25 protein-coding genes are annotated in these 23,529 nt (G+C 70.8%); 16 read left to right on the forward strand and 9 right to left on the reverse strand.

The window, feature by feature from the left end; genetic code table 11:
* A partial coding sequence (locus ACWFR4_RS27310) for a biotin/lipoyl-containing protein (RefSeq protein WP_453655017.1) occupies nt 1-633 on the forward strand: 633 nt, incomplete at its 5' end.
* Nucleotides 634-834: 201 nt separating this feature from the next.
* Nucleotides 835-1,383, forward strand: coding sequence for a TetR/AcrR family transcriptional regulator (locus tag ACWFR4_RS27315; RefSeq protein ID WP_199841831.1), 549 nt, complete (start codon nt 835-837; stop codon nt 1,381-1,383).
* 73 nt (nt 1,384-1,456) lie between these two features.
* Here the strand turns inward: ACWFR4_RS27315 and ACWFR4_RS27320 are convergent, their stop codons facing one another.
* On the reverse strand, nt 1,457-2,422 hold the full coding sequence (locus tag ACWFR4_RS27320; protein WP_116510650.1) for a DeoR/GlpR family DNA-binding transcription regulator: 966 nt from the start codon (nt 2,420-2,422) through the stop codon (nt 1,457-1,459).
* A gap of 182 nt (nt 2,423-2,604) precedes the next feature.
* Entirely contained in the window at nt 2,605-4,053 is a 1,449-nt protein-coding gene (locus ACWFR4_RS27325; protein ID WP_453464972.1) for an NAD(P)H-quinone dehydrogenase, read from the reverse strand.
* 116 nt (nt 4,054-4,169) lie between these two features.
* On the opposite strand from ACWFR4_RS27325, the gene ACWFR4_RS27330 reads away from it, so the two are divergent.
* The 3 genes from ACWFR4_RS27330 (at nt 4,170) to ACWFR4_RS27340 (ending at nt 7,219) form a co-directional block, all read left to right on the forward strand.
* Nucleotides 4,170-4,607: a gamma-glutamylcyclotransferase gene (locus ACWFR4_RS27330; protein WP_116510652.1), complete on the forward strand. Its 438-nt coding sequence runs from the start codon at nt 4,170-4,172 to the stop codon at nt 4,605-4,607.
* 92 nt (nt 4,608-4,699) lie between these two features.
* A complete protein-coding gene (locus tag ACWFR4_RS27335) occupies nt 4,700-5,536 on the forward strand; it encodes a purine-nucleoside phosphorylase (RefSeq protein WP_453464974.1) in 837 nt (278 codons plus the stop codon).
* 39 nt (nt 5,537-5,575) lie between these two features.
* Nucleotides 5,576-7,219 carry a phospho-sugar mutase gene (locus tag ACWFR4_RS27340; protein WP_453655158.1) on the forward strand — a complete coding sequence of 548 codons (1,644 nt, stop codon included), beginning with the start codon at nt 5,576-5,578 and terminating at the stop codon, nt 7,217-7,219.
* 58 nt (nt 7,220-7,277) lie between these two features.
* Here the strand turns inward: ACWFR4_RS27340 and ACWFR4_RS27345 are convergent, their stop codons facing one another.
* Nucleotides 7,278-7,901 (reverse strand): PH domain-containing protein, encoded by a 624-nt coding sequence (locus ACWFR4_RS27345; RefSeq protein ID WP_453655019.1) that lies wholly within the window; start codon nt 7,899-7,901, stop codon nt 7,278-7,280.
* A 444-nt stretch (nt 7,902-8,345) separates the two neighbouring features.
* On the opposite strand from ACWFR4_RS27345, the gene deoC reads away from it, so the two are divergent.
* From deoC to ACWFR4_RS27360, 3 genes are read left to right on the forward strand one after another with little or no spacing between them, the layout of a single operon-like run.
* Nucleotides 8,346-9,296 carry a deoxyribose-phosphate aldolase gene (deoC, locus tag ACWFR4_RS27350; RefSeq protein ID WP_453465017.1) on the forward strand — a complete coding sequence of 317 codons (951 nt, stop codon included), beginning with the start codon at nt 8,346-8,348 and terminating at the stop codon, nt 9,294-9,296.
* A 3-nt stretch (nt 9,297-9,299) separates the two neighbouring features.
* The gene (locus tag ACWFR4_RS27355) at nt 9,300-10,751 is read left to right on the forward strand and encodes an aldehyde dehydrogenase family protein (protein ID WP_453464980.1); all 1,452 of its coding nucleotides are present in this window, start codon (nt 9,300-9,302) and stop codon (nt 10,749-10,751) included.
* Nucleotides 10,752-11,648, forward strand: coding sequence for an aldehyde dehydrogenase family protein (locus ACWFR4_RS27360; protein WP_266560819.1), 897 nt, complete (start codon nt 10,752-10,754; stop codon nt 11,646-11,648).
* Nucleotides 11,649-11,742: 94 nt separating this feature from the next.
* Here the strand turns inward: ACWFR4_RS27360 and ACWFR4_RS27365 are convergent, their stop codons facing one another.
* Both ACWFR4_RS27365 and ACWFR4_RS27370 read right to left on the reverse strand, forming a co-directional pair.
* Nucleotides 11,743-12,114, reverse strand: coding sequence for a hypothetical protein (locus ACWFR4_RS27365; RefSeq protein WP_453655021.1), 372 nt, complete (start codon nt 12,112-12,114; stop codon nt 11,743-11,745).
* 161 nt (nt 12,115-12,275) lie between these two features.
* Nucleotides 12,276-12,692 (reverse strand): hypothetical protein, encoded by a 417-nt coding sequence (locus ACWFR4_RS27370; RefSeq protein WP_453464986.1) that lies wholly within the window; start codon nt 12,690-12,692, stop codon nt 12,276-12,278.
* Nucleotides 12,693-12,847: 155 nt separating this feature from the next.
* On the opposite strand from ACWFR4_RS27370, the gene ACWFR4_RS27375 reads away from it, so the two are divergent.
* Entirely contained in the window at nt 12,848-13,483 is a 636-nt protein-coding gene (locus tag ACWFR4_RS27375) for a uridine kinase family protein (RefSeq protein ID WP_453464989.1), read from the forward strand.
* 160 nt (nt 13,484-13,643) lie between these two features.
* Here ACWFR4_RS27375 and ACWFR4_RS27380 read toward each other — a convergent pair whose 3' ends face one another.
* On the reverse strand, nt 13,644-14,417 hold the full coding sequence (locus tag ACWFR4_RS27380; protein ID WP_390020243.1) for a SigE family RNA polymerase sigma factor: 774 nt from the start codon (nt 14,415-14,417) through the stop codon (nt 13,644-13,646).
* Nucleotides 14,418-14,655: 238 nt separating this feature from the next.
* On the opposite strand from ACWFR4_RS27380, the gene afsQ1 reads away from it, so the two are divergent.
* The 5 genes from afsQ1 to ACWFR4_RS27405 all read left to right on the forward strand — a co-directional run bounded on the left by afsQ1 (nt 14,656) and on the right by ACWFR4_RS27405 (nt 18,447).
* Nucleotides 14,656-15,333, forward strand: a complete 678-nt coding sequence (gene afsQ1, locus ACWFR4_RS27385) for a two-component system response regulator AfsQ1 (protein WP_179200974.1) — start codon at nt 14,656-14,658, stop codon at nt 15,331-15,333.
* Nucleotides 15,330-16,910 carry an ATP-binding protein gene (locus tag ACWFR4_RS27390; protein ID WP_453464992.1) on the forward strand — a complete coding sequence of 527 codons (1,581 nt, stop codon included), beginning with the start codon at nt 15,330-15,332 and terminating at the stop codon, nt 16,908-16,910. Before afsQ1 ends, ACWFR4_RS27390 begins: the two co-directional genes overlap by 4 nt.
* Complete coding sequence (locus tag ACWFR4_RS27395) at nt 16,907-17,518, forward strand: hypothetical protein (RefSeq protein WP_453655023.1); 612 nt, start codon at nt 16,907-16,909, stop codon at nt 17,516-17,518. The genes ACWFR4_RS27390 and ACWFR4_RS27395 overlap by 4 nt, the downstream gene beginning before the upstream one ends.
* Nucleotides 17,519-17,595: 77 nt before the next feature.
* Nucleotides 17,596-18,138 carry a VanZ family protein gene (locus tag ACWFR4_RS27400; protein WP_453655024.1) on the forward strand — a complete coding sequence of 181 codons (543 nt, stop codon included), beginning with the start codon at nt 17,596-17,598 and terminating at the stop codon, nt 18,136-18,138.
* A gap of 108 nt (nt 18,139-18,246) precedes the next feature.
* The gene (locus tag ACWFR4_RS27405; RefSeq protein ID WP_100594716.1) at nt 18,247-18,447 is read left to right on the forward strand and encodes a PspC domain-containing protein; all 201 of its coding nucleotides are present in this window, start codon (nt 18,247-18,249) and stop codon (nt 18,445-18,447) included.
* A gap of 98 nt (nt 18,448-18,545) precedes the next feature.
* Here ACWFR4_RS27405 and ACWFR4_RS27410 read toward each other — a convergent pair whose 3' ends face one another.
* Together ACWFR4_RS27410 and ACWFR4_RS27415 are read right to left on the reverse strand one after the other, a co-directional pair.
* Complete coding sequence (locus ACWFR4_RS27410) at nt 18,546-18,890, reverse strand: ATP-binding protein (RefSeq protein WP_453655026.1); 345 nt, start codon at nt 18,888-18,890, stop codon at nt 18,546-18,548.
* A 145-nt stretch (nt 18,891-19,035) separates the two neighbouring features.
* Complete coding sequence (locus tag ACWFR4_RS27415; protein ID WP_453655028.1) at nt 19,036-20,190, reverse strand: adenosine deaminase; 1,155 nt, start codon at nt 20,188-20,190, stop codon at nt 19,036-19,038.
* Between the two features lie 113 nt (nt 20,191-20,303).
* Here ACWFR4_RS27415 and ACWFR4_RS27420 point away from each other — a divergent pair, with 113 nt between their 5' ends.
* Nucleotides 20,304-21,062 carry a prolyl oligopeptidase family serine peptidase gene (locus ACWFR4_RS27420; RefSeq protein WP_453465005.1) on the forward strand — a complete coding sequence of 253 codons (759 nt, stop codon included), beginning with the start codon at nt 20,304-20,306 and terminating at the stop codon, nt 21,060-21,062.
* On the opposite strand, the gene ACWFR4_RS27425 is transcribed toward ACWFR4_RS27420, so the two are convergent.
* Nucleotides 21,063-22,034, reverse strand: a complete 972-nt coding sequence (locus tag ACWFR4_RS27425) for a LysR family transcriptional regulator (protein ID WP_453465008.1) — start codon at nt 22,032-22,034, stop codon at nt 21,063-21,065.
* A 62-nt stretch (nt 22,035-22,096) separates the two neighbouring features.
* On the opposite strand from ACWFR4_RS27425, the gene ACWFR4_RS27430 reads away from it, so the two are divergent.
* Entirely contained in the window at nt 22,097-23,386 is a 1,290-nt protein-coding gene (locus tag ACWFR4_RS27430; protein WP_453465011.1) for an MFS transporter, read from the forward strand.
* Nucleotides 23,387-23,529 lie beyond the last annotated feature (143 nt).

Below are 23,529 nucleotides of genomic sequence, written 5' to 3' on the forward strand. Positions count from 1 at the left end.
ATCGGCCCCGCCTGGGACTCCCTGCTCGCCAAACTGATCGTCACCGGCGCCACCCGCGAACAGGCCCTGCAGCGCGCCGCCCGCGCCCTGGCCGAGTTCGAGGTCGAAGGCATGGCCACCGCCATCCCCTTCCACCGCGCCGTCGTCACCGACCCGGCCTTCACCAGCAACCCGTTCACCATCCACACCCGCTGGATCGAAACCGAGTTCGTCAACGAGATCAAGCCCTTCGCCGCGACCCCCGACACCGACACCGACGAGGAAGCCGGCCGCGAGACCGTCGTCGTCGAGGTCGGCGGCAAACGCCTCGAGGTGTCCCTCCCGGTCTCGCTGGGCATGTCCCTGGCCCGCACCGGCCTCGCCGCCGGCGCCAAGCCCAAACGACGCGCCGCGAAGAAGTCCGGTCCCGCCGCCTCCGGCGACACCCTCGCCTCCCCCATGCAGGGCACCATCGTCAAGATCGCCGTCGAGGAAGGCCAGGAAGTCAAGGAAGGCGACCTCGTCGTCGTCCTCGAAGCCATGAAGATGGAACAGCCCCTCAACGCCCACCGCGCCGGCATCATCAAGGGCCTCAACGCCGAGATCGGCGCCTCCATCACCTCCGGCGCCACCATCTGCGAGATCAAGGACTGACCCTGATCTGCGGTCAGAGGACCTGACGCGAACGCCCGGCGGACCGGAACACGGTCCACCGGGCGTTCGCGTTTTTTCGGTCCGTGGTCCGGCTGTCGTGCGATCAGGCATCCTGGAGAGCGCGCGCACGACCAGGGAGGACCGATGACGACCGGCACGGACCAGACGGACCGGCCCCGCCCGGCCCCTTCCGTACGCCCCATGCGGGCCGACGCACGCCGGAACTACGAGCGGCTGCTCGCGGAGGCGCGTACGGCGTTCGCGGAGCACGGCACGGGCGCGTCCCTGGAGGACGTGGCGCGACGCGCGGGCGTCGGCATCGGGACGCTCTACCGGCACTTCCCGAACCGGCACGCGCTGATGAGCGCGGTCTTCGAGGACGCGGTGAACGATCTGCTGGCGCGCTCGCGGGCGCTGCTCGCGGACCCGCAGCCATGCTCGGCGCTGGTGGCATGGCTGCGCGACATCATCACTCATGCGGGTGAGTACCGCGGGCTCTCACGGGCCCTCATGTCGGCGTCGCACGACGCCAGTTCGGCCCTTTCGCGGTGCAGTACGCCGATGCGCGAGGCGGGCCAGGCCCTGCTGTCCAGGGCGCAGCGGGCGGGTGCCGTGCGCGCGGACGTGTCGATCGGCGATCTGCTTCAGCTGACCAACGCGATCGCGCTGGCCGCGGAGGAGACCCCGGACGACCCGGAGCTGGCGGATCGTTTGCTCCGACTGACGCTGCGAGGCATCACCGCGGGCTAGCGACCGTCCGACGGCAACCCGCAGCCGTACGGAGAAAGCTCCACACCGGGCTCGGCCGCGCCCGGAGTGCTGCTCAGCGCCGCCGGAGGTCGGCCACCCTTGCCGCGCGCTCAGGGGGTGCCTGGTCGAGGGCGGAAGCGCTGCGCAGCTGGGGGCCGCCCGGGAGCTGGGTGCGGCGCTGGCCCGGCAGAGGTACGTCCCGGCGCGTCTGCCGCGTCGGGACGGGATCTCCCCCCGCCGGCCCGGTTCCGGTCGCCGAGGCTCCGGCGATCGCGATCTGCACCCCCTGGTCGGCGAGTGCCTGGAGTTCGGTGACGGCGCGGTCGTCATGGGCGGGCGGTTCGTCCGTCACGAGGCGCGTGATCACATCGGTCGGCACCGTCTGGAACATCGTGTCGGTGCCGAGTTTGGAGTGGTCGGCGAGGACGACGACCTCAGCGGCGGCCTGCACCAGCGCGCGGTCGACGGAGGCCGACAGCATGTTGGACGTGGAGAGGCCGCGTTCGGCGGTCAGACCACTGCCGGAGAGGAAGGCGCGGGAGACTCTGAGTCCCTGGAGGGACTGCTCGGCCCCGCTGCCCACGAGTGCGTAGTTGGAACCGCGCAGAGTGCCGCCCGTCATGACGACCTCGACCCTGTTGGCATGGGCCAATGCCTGTGCCACCAGAAGGGAGTTGGTGACGACGGTCAACCCGGGCACCCGCGCGAGCCGGCGTGCCAGCTCCTGCGTGGTCGTACCCGCCCCCACCACAATGGCTTCGCCTTCTTCGACGAGGCCCGCGGCGAGGTCGGCGATGGCCGTCTTCTCTGCGGTCGCGAGATGTGATTTCTGCGGAAAGCCGGACTCCCGCGTGAATCCGCCCGGCAATACCGCACCGCCATGCCGGCGGTCGAGGAGTCCTTCTGCCTCCAGTGCGCGCACGTCCCGCCGTACGGTCACTTCGGAGGTCTGGACGACGCGGGCGAGCTCCCGGAGCGATACCGCTCCATTGGCCCGCACCATTTCGAGGATCAATTGACGACGTTCTGCAGCGAACACGAAACTGACAGTAACCCCAACGACCGTCTGCTTTCAGCAGTTTGCGCCGAATAACAGAAGTTGTTCGCAAGGAACGACAGGAAGTGGTATAGACGCCTATCTCCCGCGCCTATGTCCACCGCACGGGCAGCAACAGGCGGTGACCTGCGGGAAGTTGATCGTGTCCGGCGAAATCGCGGCCGTCAGGCTTCGTCGGCCGTCTTCCGCGTGTGCAGCTGACGCGCCACCTCGGCGATCGAGCCCGAAAGTGACGGGTACACGGTGAACGCCTTCGCGATCTGCTCGACCGTCAGGTTGTTGTCGACCGCGATCGAGATGGGATGGATCAGTTCGCTCGCGCGCGGGGCGACGACCACGCCGCCCACCACGATGCCCGTGCCGGGCCGGCAGAAGATCTTGACGAAGCCGTCGCGGATGCCCTGCATCTTGGCGCGCGGGTTGCGCAGCAGCGGCAGCTTCACCCCGCGGGCGTCGATCTTCCCGGCGTCGACGTCGGCCTGCGTATAGCCGACCGTGGCGATCTCGGGGTCGGTGAAGACGTTCGAGGAGACCGTCTTGAGGTTCAGCGGCGCCACCGCGTCGCCGAGGAAGTGGTAGACGGCGATGCGGCCCTGCATGGCGGCCACGGAGGCGAGCGCGAAGACGCCGGTCACGTCACCGGCGGCGTACACGCCGGGAGCGGTGGTCCTGGAGACCTTGTCGGTCCAGATGTGCCCGGAGTCCTTGAGCTTGACCCCGGCCTCCTCGAGGCCCATCCCGCTGCTGTTCGGGATGGCGCCGACGGCCATCAGGCAGTGGGTGCCGGAGATGACGCGGCCGTCGGAGAGGGTGACCTCGACGCGCTCACCGACGCGCTTGGCGGACTGGGCGCGCGAGCGGGCCATGACGTTCATGCCGCGGCGGCGGAAGACGTCCTCGAGGACAGCGGCGGCGTCCGGGTCCTCACCGGGCAGGACGCGGTCGCGGCTGGACACGAGCGTGACGCGGGAGCCGAGGGCCTGGTAGGCGCCGGCGAACTCGGCGCCGGTGACACCGGAGCCGACCACGATGAGCTCTTCGGGGAGTTCGTCGAGGTCGTAGACCTGGGTCCAGTTGAGGATGCGCTCGCCGTCGGGCTGGGCGTCGGGCACCTCGCGCGGGTGACCGCCGGTGGCGATCAGGACGGCGTCGGCGGTGAGGGTCTCCTCGGTGCCGTCGGCGGTGCGCACGACGACCTTGCGGGAGCCGTCGGCGGCCTGCTGGCCCTCCAGACGGCCGCGGCCGCGCATCACGCGGGCGCCGGCCCGGGTGACGGACGCGGTGATGTCGTGGGACTGGGCGAGCGCGAGGCGCTTCACACGCCGGTTGACCTTGCCGAGATCCACACCGACGACCCGCGCGGGGCTGTCGATGTGCGGGGTGTCATCGGCGACGATGATCCCCAGCTCCTCGTACGACGAGTCGAAGGTGGTCATCACCTCGGCCGTCGCGATCAGGGTCTTGGACGGGACGCAGTCGGTGAGCACCGACGCCCCGCCCAGGCCGTCGCAGTCGACGACGGTCACCTCCGCGCCGAGCTGGGCAGCCACGAGGGCCGCCTCATATCCGCCAGGTCCGCCACCGATGATCACGATCCGAGTCACGTACTCCATTGTCCCGCACGCTTCAAGTGCTTTCGCCCCGGGGGCCTCCGTCCGTGCGCATCCCACGTCGGAGGGGCTTCTGTTACAGGAGAGACCCCGGCCACACCTGCCGTACCCTCGACCACATGTCGCTCTACGCCGCATACGCCGGCAATCTCGACGCGCGGCTGATGACGCGCCGCGCACCGCACTCGCCGATGCGCGCGACGGGCTGGCTCAGCGGCTGGCGGCTGACGTTCGGGGGCGAGCACATGGGCTGGGAAGGCGCGCTCGCGACCCTGGTCGAGGCGCCCCGCTCGCAGGTCTTCGTCGCGCTGTACGACATCGCGCCGATGGACGAGGACTCCATGGACCGCTGGGAGGGCGTGGGGCTCGACATCTACCGGCGCATGCGCGTGCGCGTGGACACGCTGGAGGGCGAGGAACCCGCCTGGGTGTACGTGCTCAACGGGTACGAGGGCGGGTTCCCCTCGGCCCGCTATCTCGGCGAGCTGGCGGACGCGGCGGAATCGGCCGGAGCCCCGCACGACTACGTGATGGAACTGCGCAAGCGCCCCTGCTGAGCAGGCTTCGTCGGAAACGACAACACAACGATCCCATTCCCGTGAGGTCTGTCATCTACGCGCGTAGGACCGAACCGGCTACTCTCGATCGCGTGAACGCATCTGTTACTCCGGACAACATCCAGGGCGCCGCCGGATTCGATCCCCGGGTCACCGCCGACGCCGCCGCCACGCGCCTGCGCGAGCTCACCGGCGCCGACACCCACGACGTCGCCCTCGTGATGGGCTCCGGCTGGGCACCGGCCGTGGACGCCCTCGGCACCCCCGAAGCCGAGTTCCCCGTCACCGAGCTGCCCGGTTTCCCGCCGCCGGCCGTCGAGGGCCACGGCGGAAAGATCCGCTCGTACAAGATCGGTGACAAGCGCACCCTCGTCTTCCTCGGCCGCACGCACTACTACGAGGGCCGCGGTGTCGCGTCCGTCGCGCACGGCGTCCGCACCGCCGTCGCCGCGGGCTGCAAGACCATCGTCCTGACCAACGGCTGCGGCGGTCTGCGCGCGGGCATGCGCCCCGGTCAGCCGGTGCTGATCAGCGACCACCTGAACCTGACGGCGACGTCGCCGATCGTGGGCGCGAACTTCGTCGACCTCACCGACCTGTACTCCCCGCGCCTGCGCGCCCTGTGCAAGGAGATCGACCCCTCCCTCGAGGAGGGCGTCTACGCGCAGTTCCCCGGCCCGCACTACGAGACCCCGGCCGAGATCCGCATGGCCCGCACGATCGGCGCGGACCTCGTCGGCATGTCGACGGTCCTCGAGGCCATCGCGGCCCGCGAGGCGGGCGCCGAGGTGCTCGGCATCTCCCTCGTCACGAACCTGGCGGCGGGCATGACGGGCGAGCCCCTCAACCACGAAGAGGTGCTCCAGGCCGGCCGCGACTCCGCCACCCGCATGGGCGAGCTCCTCGGCAAGGTCCTGGGCCGCATCTGATCCCGTAGAGACACGCGAGAGGCTGGACGAACCGTGACCTTGCAGGACACCGAACTGCTCGCCAGGGCCGAGGCCTGGCTGGCCGAGGACCCCGACCCGGAGACCCGCGAGGAGCTGGCGAAGCTCATCGAGAGCGCCGACACCCAGGCGCTCGCCGAGCGCTTCGCCGGCACGCTCCAGTTCGGCACCGCGGGTCTGCGCGGCGAGCTCGGCGCGGGCCCCATGCGGATGAACCGCTCCGTCGTCATCCGCGCGGCGGCGGGCCTCGCCGCGTATCTCAAGAGCAAGGGCGAGGCGGGCGGGCTCGTCGTCGTCGGATACGACGCGCGCCACAAGTCGTCGGACTTCGCGCGGGACACGGCGGCCGTCATGACGGGCGCCGGCCTGCGCGCCGCGGTGCTGCCGCGCCCGCTGCCCACCCCGGTCCTCGCCTTCGCCATACGGCACCTGGGCGCGGTCGCGGGCGTGGAGGTCACGGCCAGCCACAACCCGCCCCGTGACAACGGCTACAAGGTCTACCTCGGCGACGGCTCCCAGATCGTGCCGCCCGCGGACGCCGAGATCGCGGCCGAGATCGAAGCGATCCGCGCCCTCCACGACGTACCCCGCCCGGACTCCGGCTGGGAAACGCTCGACGAGGACGTCCTGGAGGCCTACCTGGTCCGCACGGACGCGGTCCTGGCCCCGGGCTCCCCCCGCACCGCGCGCACGGTCTACACGGCGATGCACGGCGTCGGCAAGGACACCCTTCTCGCCGCGTTCGCACGAGCGGGCTTCCCCGAGCCCGTCCTCGTGACCGAGCAGGCGGACCCGGACCCGGACTTCCCGACGGTGGCGTTCCCGAACCCGGAAGAGCCGGGCGCGATGGACCTGGCTTTCGCGACAGCGGGAGCGGCCGCCCCGGACCTGATCATCGCGAACGACCCGGACGCGGACCGCTGCGCGGTTGCCGTGAAGGACGACGAAGACTGGCGCATGCTGCGAGGCGACGAGGTGGGCGCGCTGCTGGCGGCCCACCTGGTGGCGCGCGGAGCACGGGGCGTTTTCGCGGAGTCGATCGTGTCGTCCTCCCTCCTGGGCCGGATCGCCGAAAAAGCCGGCCTCCCCTACGAAGAGACCCTGACGGGCTTCAAGTGGATCGCCCGAGTGGACGGCCTGCGCTACGGCTACGAGGAGGCGCTCGGCTACTGCGTGGACCCCGAGGGCGTACGGGACAAGGACGGCATCACGGCGGCGCTGCTGGTCACCGAACTGGCGTCGACTCTGAAGGAACAGGGCCGCACCCTGCTGGACGCGCTGGACGACCTGGCGGTGGCCCACGGCCTGCATGCGACTGACCAGCTGTCGGTACGGGTGGAGGACCTCGCGATCATCACCAAGGCGATGGCCACACTCCGCGAAACACCGCCGAGCGACCTGGCAGGCCTCCGGGTGGCGCAGGCAGAGGACCTCACCCGAGGCACGGCCACGCTCCCGCCGACGGACGGCCTGCGCTACACGCTGGACGGCGAGTACCGAGCCCGGGTCATCGTCCGCCCGAGCGGCACGGAGCCCAAGCTCAAGTGCTACTTGGAGGCGGTGATCCCGGTAGAAGCACACTCAGACCTCGCCTCGGCCCGAGCAGAGGGCGCACGGGTACTGAACGCGATCAAGCGGGACCTGTCGGCGGCGGCGGGCATCTGAAAAAGGGCAAGCAAAAGGCCGGGGTCGAAACCGATCCCGGCCTTTCCCGTCCCTGAGCTCAACCGATCACAAGCAGAACGGCCATCAGAACCGCCCCCACAACCACGGGCGCAACAATCTCGTAGGCCCAGCGGATCGAAGGCTCGCCCTGCGCGGACGGCTTGTCCGCGCGGTCCCGGGCCAGCTCGCGGATCTCGTCCAGCGACTGATCGCCGGCGGCCTTACGAGGCACGAAATCGGCGGCCCCGTTCAGGCCCCTGTCCTTGCGCCCACCCGTGCGCCGATTGGCCTTCTTACGGGCACGCATGGAGACGGGGATGGCCCAGAGCTGGTACTTGTCCCCACCTTCGGTGAAGACCTCGCTGGAGTAGCTGGCGCGCAGGTCGGCGACGGACGCCCAGGGCAGGGTGATCACACGGAACGGATTACGGACGCGCAGCCGGTCCTCATTCGCGTACACCGCCGGCCGGATCGTGAACGCGACGACGAGCGGCACGACAAAAAGCAGCCCCGCGACGGCCAGCCAGGCGGTGCGAGCGTCGCCGTTGACCAGGGCGTCGAAACCGAGCCAGGCCCCCATCACGAGCAGCAGGACGCCACCTGCGATACCGGCGGGAGAACGGTAGGCCCGCTCCGCCGCCACGGGTGCCGTGACGGAGGGCTGGGAGTCCGGGGTCTTCATACACCGATGATGCCTGAAGCCGGGACGAACGTTGATTACGGCCTGAGAACAACGACAGAGGCCGGGCGCCCCACCGGCGATCAGCCGCGTACGAGACGAGGCCCGAGGGCAGGGAGCCCCACCGAGCGGACAGCCGCGTACGAAACGGAAGGGGACGCGGGGTCATGTACGCGCAGCCACCAGCACCACGTACAGGCAATCAGCTAGCTGACGGCAGCCCAGAGAACAGCGAGCACGTACATGCCCCCGCGTCCCCGCACCCGAAAACGAACAGCAGCGGCCCACAGCGAGCCGGCACCCGACACCACAACGCCCGCCCGCCCCCACGCAGCCGCACCGGGAAAACGCACCCGAGGAGCCGCCACCCGAAGCCGCAGAGAGACCCACCACTCACCCCTCCCCCTGTACAGCAGCTACGCGCGTAGATATGCTCCCCTCGTGACCATGCCCACTGCACCCGCACCCGCATTCGCCGACGCGGTCGCCTCGGACCGTTCGCTGCGTCGCTTCCTTCACGGGCTGCCCGGCGTCGACACGGTCGGCCTGGAGGCTCGCGCCGCGTCCCTCGGCACGCGGTCGATCAAGACGACGGCCAAGGCGTACGCCATCGACCTGGCGATCTCGATGATCGACCTGACGACCCTCGAAGGCGCCGACACCGCCGGCAAGGTCCGCGCGCTCGGCGCGAAGGCCGTGCACCCGGACCCCACCGACCGTACGACTCCGCGCACAGCCGCCGTCTGCGTCTATCCGGACATGGTGGCGACGGCCAAGGAGGCCGTGGCCGGGAGCGACGTGAAGGTCGCCTCCGTGGCCACCGCCTTCCCGGCGGGCCGCGCCGCCCTGGAGGTGAAGCTCGGGGACGTCCGCGAGGCGGTCGCCGCCGGAGCCGACGAGATCGACATGGTCATCGACCGCGGAGCGTTCCTCGCGGGCCACTACCTGAAGGTGTACGAGGAGATTGTCGCCGTGAAGGAGGCCTCGGGCTCCGCGCGCCTCAAGGTCATCTTCGAGACGGGCGAGCTGTCGACGTACGACAACATCCGGCGTGCGAGCTGGCTGGGCATGATGGCCGGGGCGGACTTCATCAAGACGTCGACCGGCAAGGTCGGGGTGAACGCCACCCCGGCGAACACCCTGCTCATGCTGGAGGCGGTGCGTGACTTCCGCGCCCAGACGGGCGTACAGGTAGGTGTGAAGCCTGCCGGAGGCATCCGTACGACCAAGGACGCGATCAAGTTCCTCGTGCTGGTCAACGAGACCGCCGGAAGCGACTGGCTGGACAACCACTGGTTCCGCTTCGGCGCTTCGAGCCTGCTCAACGACCTGCTGATGCAGCGCCAGAAGCTGAGCACCGGCCGCTACTCCGGCCCCGACTACGTCACGGTGGACTGACCCATGACCTTTGAGTACGCACCCGCACCGGAGTCCCGCTCCGTCGTCGACATCGCCCCCAGCTACGGCCTGTTCATCGACGGCGAGTTCGCCGAGGCGGCCGACGGCAAGGTCTTCAAGACGGTCAGCCCGTCCACGGAGGAGGTCCTCTCCGAGATCGCCCAGGCGGGCGAGGCTGACGTGGACCGCGCGGTGAAGGCAGCCCGCAAGGCGTTCGAGAAGTGGTCGGCGCTGCCGGGCGCGGAGCGGGCGAAGTACCTGTTCCGGATCGCGCGGATCATCCAGGAGCGCAGCCGCGAGCTCGCGGTCCTGGAGACGCTGGACAACGGCAAGCCGATCAAGGAGACGCGCGACGCGGACCTCCCGCTGGTGGCGGCGCACTTCTTCTACTACGCGGGCTGGGCGGACAAGCTCGGCCACGCGGGCTTCGGCCCGAATCCGGCGCCCCTGGGCGTCGCGGGCCAGGTCATCCCGTGGAACTTCCCGCTGCTGATGCTGGCGTGGAAGATCGCCCCGGCGCTGGCGACGGGCAACACGGTCGTCCTGAAGCCGGCCGAGACGACCCCTCTCTCGGCACTGTTCTTCGCGGACATCTGCCGCCAGGCGGGCCTGCCCAAGGGCGTGGTGAACATCCTCCCGGGCTACGGGGACGCGGGCGCGGCGCTCACGGCGCACCCCGACGTGAACAAGGTGGCGTTCACCGGCTCCACCGCGGTGGGCAAGGCGATCGCCCGCCAGGTGGCGGGCACGGACAAGAAGGTCACGCTCGAACTGGGCGGCAAGGGCGCGAACATCGTCTTCGACGACGCGCCCGTCGACCAGGCGGTCGAGGGCATCGTCACGGGCATCTTCTTCAACCAGGGCCAGGTCTGCTGCGCGGGCTCGCGCCTCCTGGTCCAGGAGTCGGTGGCCGACGAGGTGCTGGACGCGCTGAAGCGCCGCCTCACCACCCTCCGCCTGGGCGACCCGCTGGACAAGAACACCGACATCGGCGCGATCAACTCCGCGGAGCAGCTCGCAAGGATCAAGGCGCTCGCGGACACGGGCGAGGCCGAGGGCGCGGAGCGCTGGTCGGCGCCGTGCGAACTCCCGGACAGCGGCTACTGGTTCGCGCCGACGCTCTTCACGAACGTCACGCAGGCGCACACGATCGCGCGGGACGAGATCTTCGGCCCGGTGCTGTCCGTCCTCACGTTCCGCACTCCGGAGGAGGCGGTGGCGAAGGCGAACAACACGCAGTACGGGCTCTCGGCCGGCATCTGGACGGAGAAGGGCTCGCGCATCCTCTCGGTCGCGAACAAGCTCCGGGCGGGCGTCGTCTGGGCCAACACGTTCAACAAGTTCGACCCGACCTCGCCGTTCGGCGGCTACAAGGAGTCGGGTCACGGCCGCGAGGGCGGCCGCCACGGCCTGGAGGCATACCTCGCCCCGTCGAGCCCGGAGGGCACGCGATAAATGAGCACGGTTGAGCGACTCACAGTCCTGAAGACCTACAAGCTGTACGTGGGCGGGAAGTTCCCGCGTTCCGAGAGCGGCCGGGTGTACGAGGTGTCGGACTCGAAGGGCAAGTGGCTGGCGAACGCCCCGCTGTCGTCCCGCAAAGACGCGCGTGACGCGGTAGTGGCGGCGCGCAAGGCGTTCGGCGGCTGGGCGGGCGCGACGGCGTACAACCGCGGGCAGGTGCTCTACCGCGTGGCGGAGATGCTGGAGGGCCGCCGCGACCAGTTCGTGCGGGAGGTGGCGGACGCCGAGGGCTTGTCGAAGTCCAAGGCGGCGGCCGTCGTGGACGCGGCGATCGACAGGTGGGTCTGGTACGCGGGCTGGACGGACAAGATCGGCCAGGTCGTGGGCGGGGCGAACCCGGTCGCGGGCCCGTTCTTCAACCTGTCCACGCCCGAGCCGACCGGAGTGGTGGCCGTGCTGGCGCCGCAGAAGTCGTCGTTCCTGGGCCTGGTCTCGGTGATCGCCCCGGTGATCGCGACGGGCAACACGGCTGTGGTGATCGCGAGCGAGACGTCCCCGCTGCCGGCGCTGTCGCTCGGCGAGGTGCTCGCCACGTCCGACGTGCCGGGCGGTGTCGTGAACGTCCTGTCCGGCAGGACGGCGGAGATCGCCGCGCCGCTGGCCGCGCACCAGGACGTGAACGCGATCGACCTGACGGGCGCGGACGCAGACCTGGCCCGTGACCTGGAGATCGCGGCGGCGGACAACCTGAAGCGCGTACGCCGTCCACAGGCTGTGGACACGGACTGGACGACGGACCCGGGCACGGACCGACTCACGTCGTTCCTGGAAACGAAGACGGTGTGGCACCCGACGGGTTCACTCGGCGCATCGGGCTCTTCGTACTAGGCCCCATCCCGAAGCCAGACCCGACCCGAAACCCGAAACCCCGACCCTCCTCCGTCCGGGAGGGCCGGGGTTTCGTCATGTCGTCGGCAATGCGTCATGCCGTCGGCGACACGATCCAGATCCCGAGCCGCGCAGTGATCCCGTCGAGGATGCAGTTGAGGCCGAGGTCGAACTCCCAGGTGGGGTCGTCCTTGTGGGCGGCGCCGAGCCCGTAGCGCTGATAGTTCGGGTAACGGCCCGCGCTCATCAGGTAGTTCATCTGCGGGGCGAGCGCCCGCCGGGTCTCCGCTCCGCTGGACCAGCCGTGCCGCTCCTTGTACTCGCGCAGGGCGAGCTCGGACTGGGTCGCGCCATGGAAGTAGGAGCTGACGGTCCGGAACGCGGCCATCATCACGTCGACGGCGAGCGGGCAGCTCGCCGGCCGCCTCGGCTCCGACGGAGCGCACCTCACCGGTGGCTCCGTCACCCCCGCTCTCCTGCGGGACCTCCCGCCCTCCGCGCAGGACGCCTTCCGCACGGCGGTGACCGGCTGCCTGCACGGCGTGGCACTGGGCACGGCGGCCCTGTGCGCGGTCACGTTCGCCGCGGCCTGGCTGATCCGAGAGGTCCCGCTGCGAACGAAAAGCCCTAACCCGGGAGCAGAGAGCTGGCCGGTCCGACCAGGGGGAGATCGGCGAGGGCGCCGCCCTTGGCCACGGGACCGGTCGCGGCGGCCGTGGTCACGGGCTTGAAGTCGGCGACCTGGGTGCCGACCGCGTTGTCGAGCGGATCGACCCCGGTACCGGAGAGCGGGTTGAGCTTCAGGTGCTTGACCGGGGCGAGACCCCCGTTCGCAGCCGTCTCGAGCGCCCCCGCCACCGCTCCCCCGGCCGCCGCCGTGTCGAGGTCGCCGACCGGCGAGGCGAGAGGCGCGGCGGCGGGCTCCGCCGCACCGGCGCTCACCGCACCCCCGCCGAGCGCCGCCCCCGCGGCGGTGAGGCTGAGCCCCGCGCGCAGCAGCGCACGCTGGGCCGCCGAGGACTTCTTCGCTGAGTGTCGTGCCATGAAGTGCCGCCCGTTTCCGGTACCGGCGGCCGGTTGGTCCGCCGCCGCAGATCGAGTAATCGTACGCGTACGCAGAGTAGTTGAGGCGCGCCCGTGCCACAAAGGCCGACCCGCGGGGTCCACCGGGGGCGGAGGATGCAGCACACTGGTGTCTCGTGAGTTCCCATCCCTCGATACCGACCCGGGTCGTCCTGCTGACAGGTCCTTCCGGCTCCGGCAAGTCGTCGTTCGCGTCCCGCTCCGGGCTTCCCGTGCTGTGCCTGGACGACTTCTACAAGGAGAGCGACGACCCGACGCTGCCGCAGGTGCCGGGCAGTTCGGACATCGACTGGGACTCGCCCCGCTCCTGGGACACGGAGACGGCCGTCGCCGCGATCGCGGAGCTGTGCCGCACGGGCCGCACCCGCGTTCCCGTCTACGACATCGCGACCAGCGCGCGGGTGGGCGAGGAGACGCTCGACATCGAGCGCACGCCGCTGTTCATCGCGGAGGGCATCTTCGCCGCGGACATCGTGGAGCGCTGCCGGGACCTCGGTCTGCTCGCCGACGCGCTGTGCCTGCGCGGCCGCCCGTCCACGACGTTCCGGCGCCGGCTGCTGCGGGACCTCAGGGAGGGCCGCAAGTCCGTGCCGTTCCTGCTGCGCCGCGGCTGGCGCCTGATGCGCGCGGAGCGTGGCATCGTGGCCCGCCAGACGGCGCTCGGCGCGCACGCGTGCGGCAAGGAGGAGGCCCTCGGCCGCCTCGCCGCGGCCGCCGCGGGCCGTTGCGTGAAGGCCCGCGCCCAGGCGTGAGCGGCCCGCACACCCCGTACGCATGAGAAGCGGGACCGGAGAGACCCCCCGGCCCTCCGGTCCCGCTTCAGTCCCCCGTGAAGATCCCCCGTGATCCCCCCGGTACCGCTCCCCCGTACCACCGTCGCGTCCCCCCGGAGCGACGGCTCGCCCCCTGCCTTCAGGCCACCAGCTCGCCGAAGGACTCCTCCAGGTCACGGCCGAAGCTGAGGACCTCGTCCTCGCGCAGCCGGCGCAGGGAGCGCCAGATGCTGGACTTCACCGTGCCGACACTGATGTCGAGGATGTCCGCGATCTCGGGGTCCGTACGACCCTCGTAGTACCGCAGGACGAGCATCGTGCGCTGCAGTTCGGGGAGGCGGGCCAGGGCCTGCCAGAGAACCGCGCGCAGCTCCGTGCCGCGCATCGCGTCCGTGTCGCCCGCCGTCTCCGGCAGTTCCTCGGTCGGGTACTCGTTCAGCTTGCGGCGGCGCCACGCGCTGATGTGCAGATTGGTCATGGTGCGGCGGAGGTAGCCCCCGACCGCCGCCTTGTCGCTGATCCTGTCCCAGGCGCGGTACGTCGAGAAGAGGGCGCTCTGGAGCAGGTCCTCCGCCTCGAACCGGTCACCGGTCAGGTGGTAGGCGGTTGCGTACAGGGAGGCGCGGCGTTCCTGTACGTAGGCCGTGAACGCCGCTTCGGCGTCGGCAGCCTCCGACAGGGACTTCTTCCGCTCCCCCGATTCCTCCCCGTACGCGGCTCCCCCGTCGGATACCGCCTGGTTCGCGTCAACCACCGTCATGTACGTGGTGTGCTGACGCCCGGTGCCGCGAGCGCACCCCCGCCCGCTCACGGCACCGGACAACTCGTGCTTCCCGGAACCGGGACTCCGCACGAGAGCGTCGTGAAGACGTGTGACAACTGCGCCAGTGGTGGTGCTGTGCAGCGTGTTCATCTCGCGCCCCCCGTCGTGGAGTCTCGGTTTCCCGTGGCTCGTAAGGACTTGCGTCCTTGCGATGTCCAAAAGCTTGCCCGGGCCACTTCATGACGGTGTCCGTCGACTGTCACAGACCTGTCACAGGGCCCGGGCGTGTGCGAGTCGTGTGTGGATGGGGCCCGATGCCCCCTCATTACGAGCTTGGGAGCGCTCCAACGGTCGAACTTGAGCCGTGCCATGGGACAGAATGGCTTCTGTGCCTTCCCTGTTGCTGATCGAGGACGACGACGCCATCCGAACGGCCCTGGAGCTCTCCCTTACGCGCCAGGGCCATCGGGTTGCCACCGCTGCCACCGGCGAGGACGGTCTGAAGCTGTTGCGTGAGCAGCGGCCGGACCTGATCGTGCTGGATGTGATGCTGCCCGGCATCGACGGGTTCGAGGTGTGCCGGCGCATCCGGCGCACGGACCAGTTGCCGATCATCCTGCTCACGGCGCGCAGCGACGACATCGACGTGGTGGTCGGGCTGGAGTCCGGCGCCGACGACTACGTGGTGAAACCGGTGCAGGGGCGGGTGCTGGACGCCCGGATCCGCGCGGTGCTCCGGCGGGGCGAGCGGGAGGCGAACGACGCGGCGGCGTTCGGCAGTCTCGTCATCGACCGGGCCGCGATGACGGTCACGAAGAACGGCGAGGACCTCCAACTGACGCCGACGGAGCTGCGGTTGCTCCTCGAGCTGAGCCGCAGACCGGGCCAGGCGCTGTCGCGGCAGCAGCTGCTGCGTCTGGTGTGGGAGCACGACTACCTCGGTGACTCACGGCTCGTCGACGCGTGTGTGCAGCGGCTGCGCGCGAAGGTCGAGGACGTGCCGTCGTCACCGACGCTGATCCGTACGGTGCGCGGGGTCGGCTACCGGCTGGACACGCCTCAGTGAGTGATGCGCACGACCGGCTGCGGGGGTGGGCCGCGGCGAAGAAGGCGATACTCGCCGGCCTGCGCTTCACGAGCCTGCGGCTGCGGCTCGTCGTCGTCTTCGCCCTGGTGGCGCTGACCGCGGCGGTGTCGGCGTCGGGGATCGCGTACTGGCTCAACCGCGAGGCGGTGCTGACCCGCGCGCAGGACGCGGCGCTCAGCGACTTCCAGCAGGAGATGCAGAACCGCGCCGCGGCGCTGCCCGAGCATCCGACGCAGGGCGAGTTGCAGCATGCCGCGAACCTGATGGCGAGCAGCAGTCAGCACTTCAGTGTGCTGCTGATCAGCGACGACAAGGACGGCCGGCGGATCGCGGCCAACTCCGATCTGGACGCGATCACGCTGGCCGAGGTGCCGCGTTCGCTGCGGGACGCGGTGAACAGGGAGCAGCCCCTCACAGACGGCAACAAGCACCCGTACCACCTGTACTGGCAGCGGATCGTCAGCAATGACACGCCGTATCTGGTCGGCGGGGCGCGGGTGATCGACGGGGGGCCGACGGGCTACATGCTCAAGTCCCTGGAGCCGGAGGCGAAGGATCTCAACTCCCTTGCCTGGTCGCTCGGGATCGCGACGGCGCTCGCGCTGATCGGTTCGGCGCTGCTCGCGCAGGCCGCGGCGACGACGGTGCTCAAGCCGGTGCACCGGCTCGGGCGGGCGGCCCGGCGGCTCGGGGAAGGGAAGCTCGACACGCGCCTGCGGGTGTCCGGTACGGATGAACTGGCCGATCTTTCCCGGACGTTCAACCGGACCGCGGAGAATCTGGAGAAGAAGGTCGCCGACATGAGTGCGCGCGAGGAGGCGTCGCGGCGCTTCGTCGCCGACATGTCGCACGAGCTGCGTACGCCACTGACCGCGATCACCGCGGTGACAGAGGTACTTGAGGAGGAGCTCGACGCGGAGACCGGTTCGGTCGACCCGATGATCGAGCCGGCCGTGCGCCTCGTGGTGAGCGAGACGCGCCGGCTGAACGACCTGGTGGAGAACCTGATGGAGGTGACCCGCTTCGACGCGGGCACCGCCCGGCTCGTCCTCGACCACGTCGACATCGCCGACCAGATCACGGCCTGCATCGACGCCCGCGCCTGGCTCGACGCGGTGGACCTGGACGCGGAACGCGGCATCATGGCCCGCATCGACCCGCGCCGCCTCGACGTCATCATGGCGAACCTCATCGGGAACGCGCTCAAGCACGGCGGCTCGCCGGTGCGGGTGTCCGTGCGGCTTGCGGACTCGGCGCTGGTGATCGAGGTGCGTGACCACGGGCCCGGCATCCCGCAGGACGTGCTTCCGCATGTCTTCGACCGGTTCTACAAGGCGAGTGCGTCGCGGCCGCGTTCGGAGGGCAGCGGGCTCGGGCTGTCCATCGCCCTGGAGAACGCGCACATCCACGGCGGTGAGATCACGGCCGCCAACTCGCCCGAGGGCGGCGCCGTGTTCACGTTCCGGCTGCCGCTCGACGCGTCACCGCTGACGCTGCCGCCCGATGACGAGGGCACCGTCGGTGGCGGTTCCGGTGAGGAGGGCGGCGCGCGATGACCGCACGCAGGACAAGGCGACGCTACGCGGTGCTGGGCGCGGCGGTTCTCGCCGTGCTGCTCGCCGGGTGCGGGATCAGGCCGACGGAGGTGCCGACGGACTTCGGGGCCGCGCCGTCACGGGTGCCGTGCACGCTGTCGGGGCCGGGACTGGAGTCGCGCTCGGGCGGCGAGTTCGCCGTGCAGGTGTATCTGGTCTGCACGTCGCAGCTGGTGAGCGTCGACCGGTCGGTGACCCTGCCGAAGGGGCAGGGCGCCTCGGACCGGGTGCGGCTCGCGCAGGCGCTGCTCGACGAGCTGGAGCAGTCTCCGGGCGGCGCCGAGCGGCAGGCGGGGTACACCACGGACGTCAGGCCAGGGATGACCGTCTCGGGGCCGGGCAAGGGTGACCCGGACAACGCGCTGCGGCTGAGCGTCCCGCCGGACGACCTCTCGCCGTACGCGCTGGCCCAGATCGTGTGTACGTATGCGAACGGCGGGGCCGCGGCAAAGGACGACAAGGTCGTGCTCGGCGGTCCGGGTGACGACGCTCTGCGCGCGTACGACTGTTCTCCGGAGATGCGGACGCGGCCGGGGCTCGTCCCGGCGCCCGCCGAGACGGTCGGCTGACGGGGGCTGGCGCGGTTGTCGCGGGCCGACGCCGGCGACGCGGAACCGATCGTCCCGCCGTCCGCGTCTTGGGGGGCGTGCAGCGCCATCGCCCGGGCGGCTCCAAGGCCGCCATCCGCTTCCGTACGGCAGGGGTAGTCCTCCTTGCCGCGCATCTGCTTCTCGTCTGCTGGATCACGCTGCGACCACTGGACGTGCCGTGGGTCAGCCCCGCGAACCTGCATCCGTTCGCGGGGATCAGGGCGGATCTCGCGCTCGGCCCGGCGGAGGCGGTGCGGCGGATCGGCAAGGAGCTGCTGCTGCTCGCCCCGCTGGGGGTGCTGCTGCCGATCGCCGGGGGCCGGCTCGTCGTCTCGCCGCTGGGTTCGCTCGTGCGTACGGTCGCCGCCGGAGCGCTGCTCTCGCTCGGCATCGAGCTGCTGCAGACCGGGGTGCCGGGGCAGGTCGTGGACATCGACTCGCTGTTCCTGAACACGCTGGGCGTGGCTCTCGCGCACGCGGCCGTGGTGCCGACCCTCAGGGGCAGGCTCCGCCGCAGGACCGAGGCCACCGCCCTCCCCCGGGAGGAGCCGTCTCAGGGGCGGACCCCGACGATTTCCAGGGTCGGCGTCGCCCCGTGAGCTGACGCTTCGCCCGGTTCGTCGCCGTAGCTTTGAAGCCATCAGAGACGTCCCGGCCCTCCCGGCCAAGGGGGCGCCTCACCGCTACGGTTCGCGAAGGAGCCCACCATGACCGCCCTTGCCCGCCCCACGAACGGACGGATGATCGGCGGAGTGTGCGCAGCGCTGGCAAGGCGCTTCGGTACCTCCGCGACCACGATGCGCGTGATCTTCGTGCTCTCGTGTCTGCTTCCAGGTCCCCAGTTCCTGCTGTACATCGCGCTGTGGATCCTGTTGCCGAGCGAGGGCAAGGTCCGCCAGGCGTGGTGACGACAGGGCCCGCAGGCTGACGTACGACACGGAGGGGCGCACCCGCGCGAGCGGTTGCGCCCCTCCTGTGTGTCCGTGCGTGTGCCGTGTCGGGTGGGTCAGCCGACGGGCAGGGCGCCGCGGGCGGGCAGCGAGTTGACGGGCAGGCCGCCGAGGAGCCCGGAGACCGGGTTGCTGCCGTTGGTGGGGAGGGCCTTCTGGACGGCGGGCGCGGCAGCCTTCAGGCCACCGGCGACGGCGTTCTTGCTTGCAGTCAGGGACTCGGCGCCACCGGCCGGCAGCACCTGCGCGACCTGCTCGGCGGGGAGCGTGCCGGTCACGGTGTTCAGGGCGGAGCCCGCGTCCGGCAGGGCGGGGGCGGCGGACGCGGCACCGGCGCCCGCGGCGGCGAAGGCGGCACCGAGGGCGGCGACACCGAGGGTCTTGACAGCAGACTGCTTCATTATGAAATGAGTCCTCGTGAACGGGGGCTTGAGCGGTCCACGACCGTAAACATGCGTCAGGGCGCGTTGCAAACAGCGAAATACGCGCGGAAGCGGCCGGGAGTTAATACTCCCGGCCGCTCCGGATTCGCACAAAGAGGCGCTACTACGAGACAGAACCCCTGGTCGAGGCGGTCTGACGGAACAGCCATTCGGATTTCAACTCGGCATACCCCGGCTTGATGACGTCATTGATCATGGCCAGTCGTTCATCGAAAGGAATGAATGCTGATTTCATCGCATTGACGGTGAACCACTGCATGTCGTCGAGCGTGTAGCCGAAAGCGTCGACCAGGTGCTCGAACTCACGGCTCATACTGGTGCCGGACATGAGGCGGTTGTCCGTGTTCACCGTGGCGCGGAAGTGCAGCTTGCGGAGCAGACCGATGGGGTGGGCCTCGTAGGAGTCGGCGGCGCCCGTCTGGAGGTTGGAGCTCGGGCACATCTCCAGGGGGATGCGCTTGTCGCGCACGTAGGAGGCGAGGCGGCCGAGCTCGACCGTGCCGTCGTCCTCGACCTTGATGTCGTCGATGATCCGCACGCCGTGGCCGAGGCGGTCGGCGCCGCACCACTGGAGCGCCTGCCAGATGGAGGGCAGGCCGAAGGCCTCGCCCGCGTGGATCGTGAAGTGGTTGTTCTCGCGCTTGAGGTACTCGAAGGCGTCGAGGTGGCGGGTGGGAGGGAAGCCCGCCTCGGCGCCCGCGATGTCGAAGCCGACGACGCCCGTGTCGCGGTAGCGGTTGGCGAGTTCGGCGATCTCCAGGGCGCGGGCCGCGTGCCGCATGGCGGTGAGCAGGGCGCCCACGCGGATGCGGTGGCCGTTGGCCTTGGCTCGGCGCTCGCCTTCCCGGAAGCCCGAGTTGACCGCCTCGACGACCTCTTCGAGGGTGAGGCCCTGTTCGAGGTGCTGCTCGGGGGCGTAGCGGATCTCGGCGTAGACGACGCCGTCCTCGGCGAGGTCCTCGGCACACTCGGCGGCGACCCGGAACAGCGCCTCGCGGGTCTGCATGACGGCGCAGGTGTGGGCGAAGGTCTCCAGGTAGCGCTCGAGGGAGCCGGAGTCGGCGGCCTCGCGGAACCAGATGCCGAGCTTGTCGGGGTCGGTCTCGGGGAGGTTCTCGTAGCCCTGTTCCAGGGCGAGCTCGACGATGGTGCCGGGGCGAAGCCCGCCGTCGAGGTGGTCGTGCAGCAGCACCTTGGGAGCGCGAACGATCTGCTCGGGGGTCGGAATCTGCGAGTTTCCGCTGGTCTGGCTCGTCATTTCGGCACTCTAACGCCTACGCGCGTAGATACCGGGTGGCGTCCGCCTGTCGATACGTAACAGTGACCCTGCGGACGGGTGGCGTACACCGGGCCTTCTGACACTGTTCTGTCATGGGACAGCAAGCGACGACGGTCCGTGAGGCCCGGCTCGGGAAGGCGGTGGGGCCCGTCCCCACGTCGGTGAGCGGTGTGGTCCTGCTGCTTCCCGCAGGCGCGGAGACCTCCGCGCGCAGACCGTCACCGCTGGCCTCGGCGACCGTACGGACCCTGGGGCGCGCCCTCGCGCGCGAGGGGCGGCGGGACGGCCTTGCGGCGCATGTCGTGCACTACCGCAGCCGCGGCTGGAACGGCGCGCAGGCACAGCTCGCGCGCGACGCCGACTGGGCGGCCGACGAGACCGTGCGGCGCTACGGCGACGTCCCCGTGTGCCTCGTCGGGGTCGACATGGGCGCCCGCGCGGCGCTGCACGCGGGCGGGCACAGCGCCGTCAACTCGGTCCTCGCGCTTGCCCCTTGGCTGCCAGAGGAGGACGTCGCCGCGCCCCTCGAACCGGTGAAACAGCTCGCGGGCCGCCGCGTCCTCATCGTGCACGGCACGAACGACGAGCGCACGGATCCCGAGCTGTCGTTCCGTCTGGCCGCCCGCGCGAAGAAGTCCAACCGCGACATCTGCCGTTTCGAGGTGCACTCCGACGGTCACGCGCTCCACCAGCACCGCACCGAAGTCCACGCCCTGGCCCGCGACTTCGTGCTCGGCTCGCTCTTCGGCCGGGCGTTCTCGCGCCCGCTGCAGGACGCGCTCGCCGCGCCGCCGCCGCTGGGGCTGCGGATGCCGCTGGCCTCGGGCTTCGGCAGGTCCCTCGGGCGGTGACTACTCCTCCGCGCGGGTCCACTCGGAGAGCAGCTTGCCGCGCCGGGAGAGCAGGAACTTCTTGAACGCGGCGACCGGCGGGGTGTCCGGATGCCCGTCGAGCCAGGCCACGCCGATCTCGCGCACTGCCCGCTGGCCGGTCACCGTCAGCTCCACAACTCCCGGGCGCGGTACGGCAGGTGGCGGCAGAAGCGCCACGCCGAGGCCCGCCGCGACCAGGCCGCGCAGGGTCTCCGTCTCCTCCCCCTCGAAGGCGACGCGCGGCTTGAACCCCGCCTCCGTGCACAGGCCGTCGGTGATACGGCGCAGCCCGTAGCCGGGTTCGAGGGTCACGAACGTCTCGTCGGCCGCCTCCGCGAGACGGACGCGCTTGCGGCCCGCCAGGCGGTGGTCGTCGGGGACGACCAGACGCAGGCGCTGCTCGTCGAGGCGGCGCGCGACGAGGCCGGGCGCGTCGGGGATGGGAGAGGTGAGGCAGAGGTCGAGCTCGCCGGCGCGCAGGCGCTCCAGCATCGCCTCGCCGTAGTTCTGGACGAGGCTGAAGCGGATGCGCGGATGGTCGGCGCGGAAGGCGCGGATCAGGCCGGGGACGGTCTCGGAGCCCATGGTGTGCAGGAAGCCGAAGGCGACCTTGCCCGACGCGGGGTCGGCGTCGGCCCGTACCGACTCGGCGGCGCGGCCGACCTCGGCGAGCGCCTTGTCGACGGACGTGAGGAACGTGCGGCCCGCCGGGGTGAGCGAGACGGTGCGGCCGTGGCGCGCGAACAGCTCCACGCCGAGGTCCTGTTCGAGGCGGACCAGGGCGCGCGACAGCGTCGACTGGGGGATCTCGAGCTCGTGGGCGGCCCGCGTGACGTGCTCGGTGCGGGCGACCGCGGCGAAGTACGACAGGCGTGGCGCGAGCGTCGTCACGATGTCTTCTGTGTCACTGGACGGTGACAGGCGGGCCTCTGAACTCTGCTTATGCGCCATGGGATCGATTATGGCGTTTTCATGCATTGGACGCATGAAACAGGGAGGCCTACGTTCGAGATATGCCTCCTGCCAGTAGCGGGGCGGCCGCCACCCACGCGGTCGCCGCTCGTAAGCCGTCGTCCCCCGAAGCCCCCGACACCCGTCTGAACCCGGGCGGTCCCGGCTACCGCCGGATGAGTTTCGCCCTCTTCCTGGCCGGGGTCGCGACCTTCGCCCTGCTCTACTCCACGCAGGCCCTGCTCCCCCTCGTGTCCGCGGACTTCGGCGTCAGCGCGAGCGACGCGAGCTGGACGGTGTCCGGCGCGACGGGCGCGCTCGCCCTGTGTGTACTGCCGCTGAGCGCCCTGTCGGAGCGGTTCGGGCGGCGCACCGTGATGACGGCGTCCCTGTCGGTGGCGGTCGCGGTCGGCCTGCTCGTGCCGTTCGCGCCCTCGCTCGGCGCGCTGATCGCGCTGCGGGCGCTCCAGGGTGCCGCTCTCGCCGGTCTGCCGGCCTCCGCGATGGCGTATCTCGCGGAGGAGGTGCGGCCCAAGGCGCTGGTCGCCGCGATCGGACTGTTCGTGGCGGGCAACTCCATCGGCGGGATGAGCGGCCGGGTCATCACCGGGTGGGTCGCGCAGGAGTGGGGCTGGCGCGCGGCGGTCGGCACGATCGGCGTGATCGCCGTGGCGTGCGCGGTCGCGTTCCGGCTGCTGCTGCCCCAGCCGCGGCACTTCACCCCCGGCTCGCTGCGGCCGCGGGTGCTGGCCCGCACGGTGCGCGGCCACCTCGCGAACCCGCTGCTGTGCCGTCTGTACGTGATCGGCGCCCTGTTCATGACGGTCTTCGGCGCCGTGTACACGGTGATCGGCTACCGGCTCACGGCCGCGCCGTTCTCGCTCCCGCAGGGCATCATCGGCTCGATCTTCCTGGTGTACCTGGTGGGTACGGTCTCCTCGGCCGCGGCCGGCAAGCTCGTCGCGCGGCTCGGGCGGCGCGGGGCGCTGTACCTGGCGGTGGGCACGACGGCGTCCGGGCTGCTCCTCTCGCTCGGCGACTCGATCGCCATGGTGCTGCTCGGCCTCGTCCTGATCACGGCCGGTTTCTTCGCGGGGCACGCGGTGGCGTCGTCCTCGGTCAGCCACACGGCGACGCACGGACGGGCGCAGGCGTCCGCGCTGTACCAGTCCGTGTACTACATCGGCTCCAGCGTGGGCGGCACGCTCGGCGCGGTGGCCTTCCACGCGGGCGGCTGGGCCGGGACCGTGTCCCTCGGCCTGGTGGCGGTGCTCGGCGTCGTGTCGGTGACCCTGTGGGGCTCGCACGCGGCGCGCGTGCAGCAGCGGCAGACGCTCGTGGCGGCGCACTGACCCCGCCCGAATCGTACTGACAACGGCCCTCGGACCGGCGTATTTCGCCGGGGCGTGGGCCGTTGGGCGTGCCCTGCGGTAGCTCGGTGTCTTATACACCACTGTCGCTGCCGGCGATAGGGGGGGGGTAGTTGTCGGGGGGC

The organism is Streptomyces sp. NPDC055140, assembly GCF_053607285.1.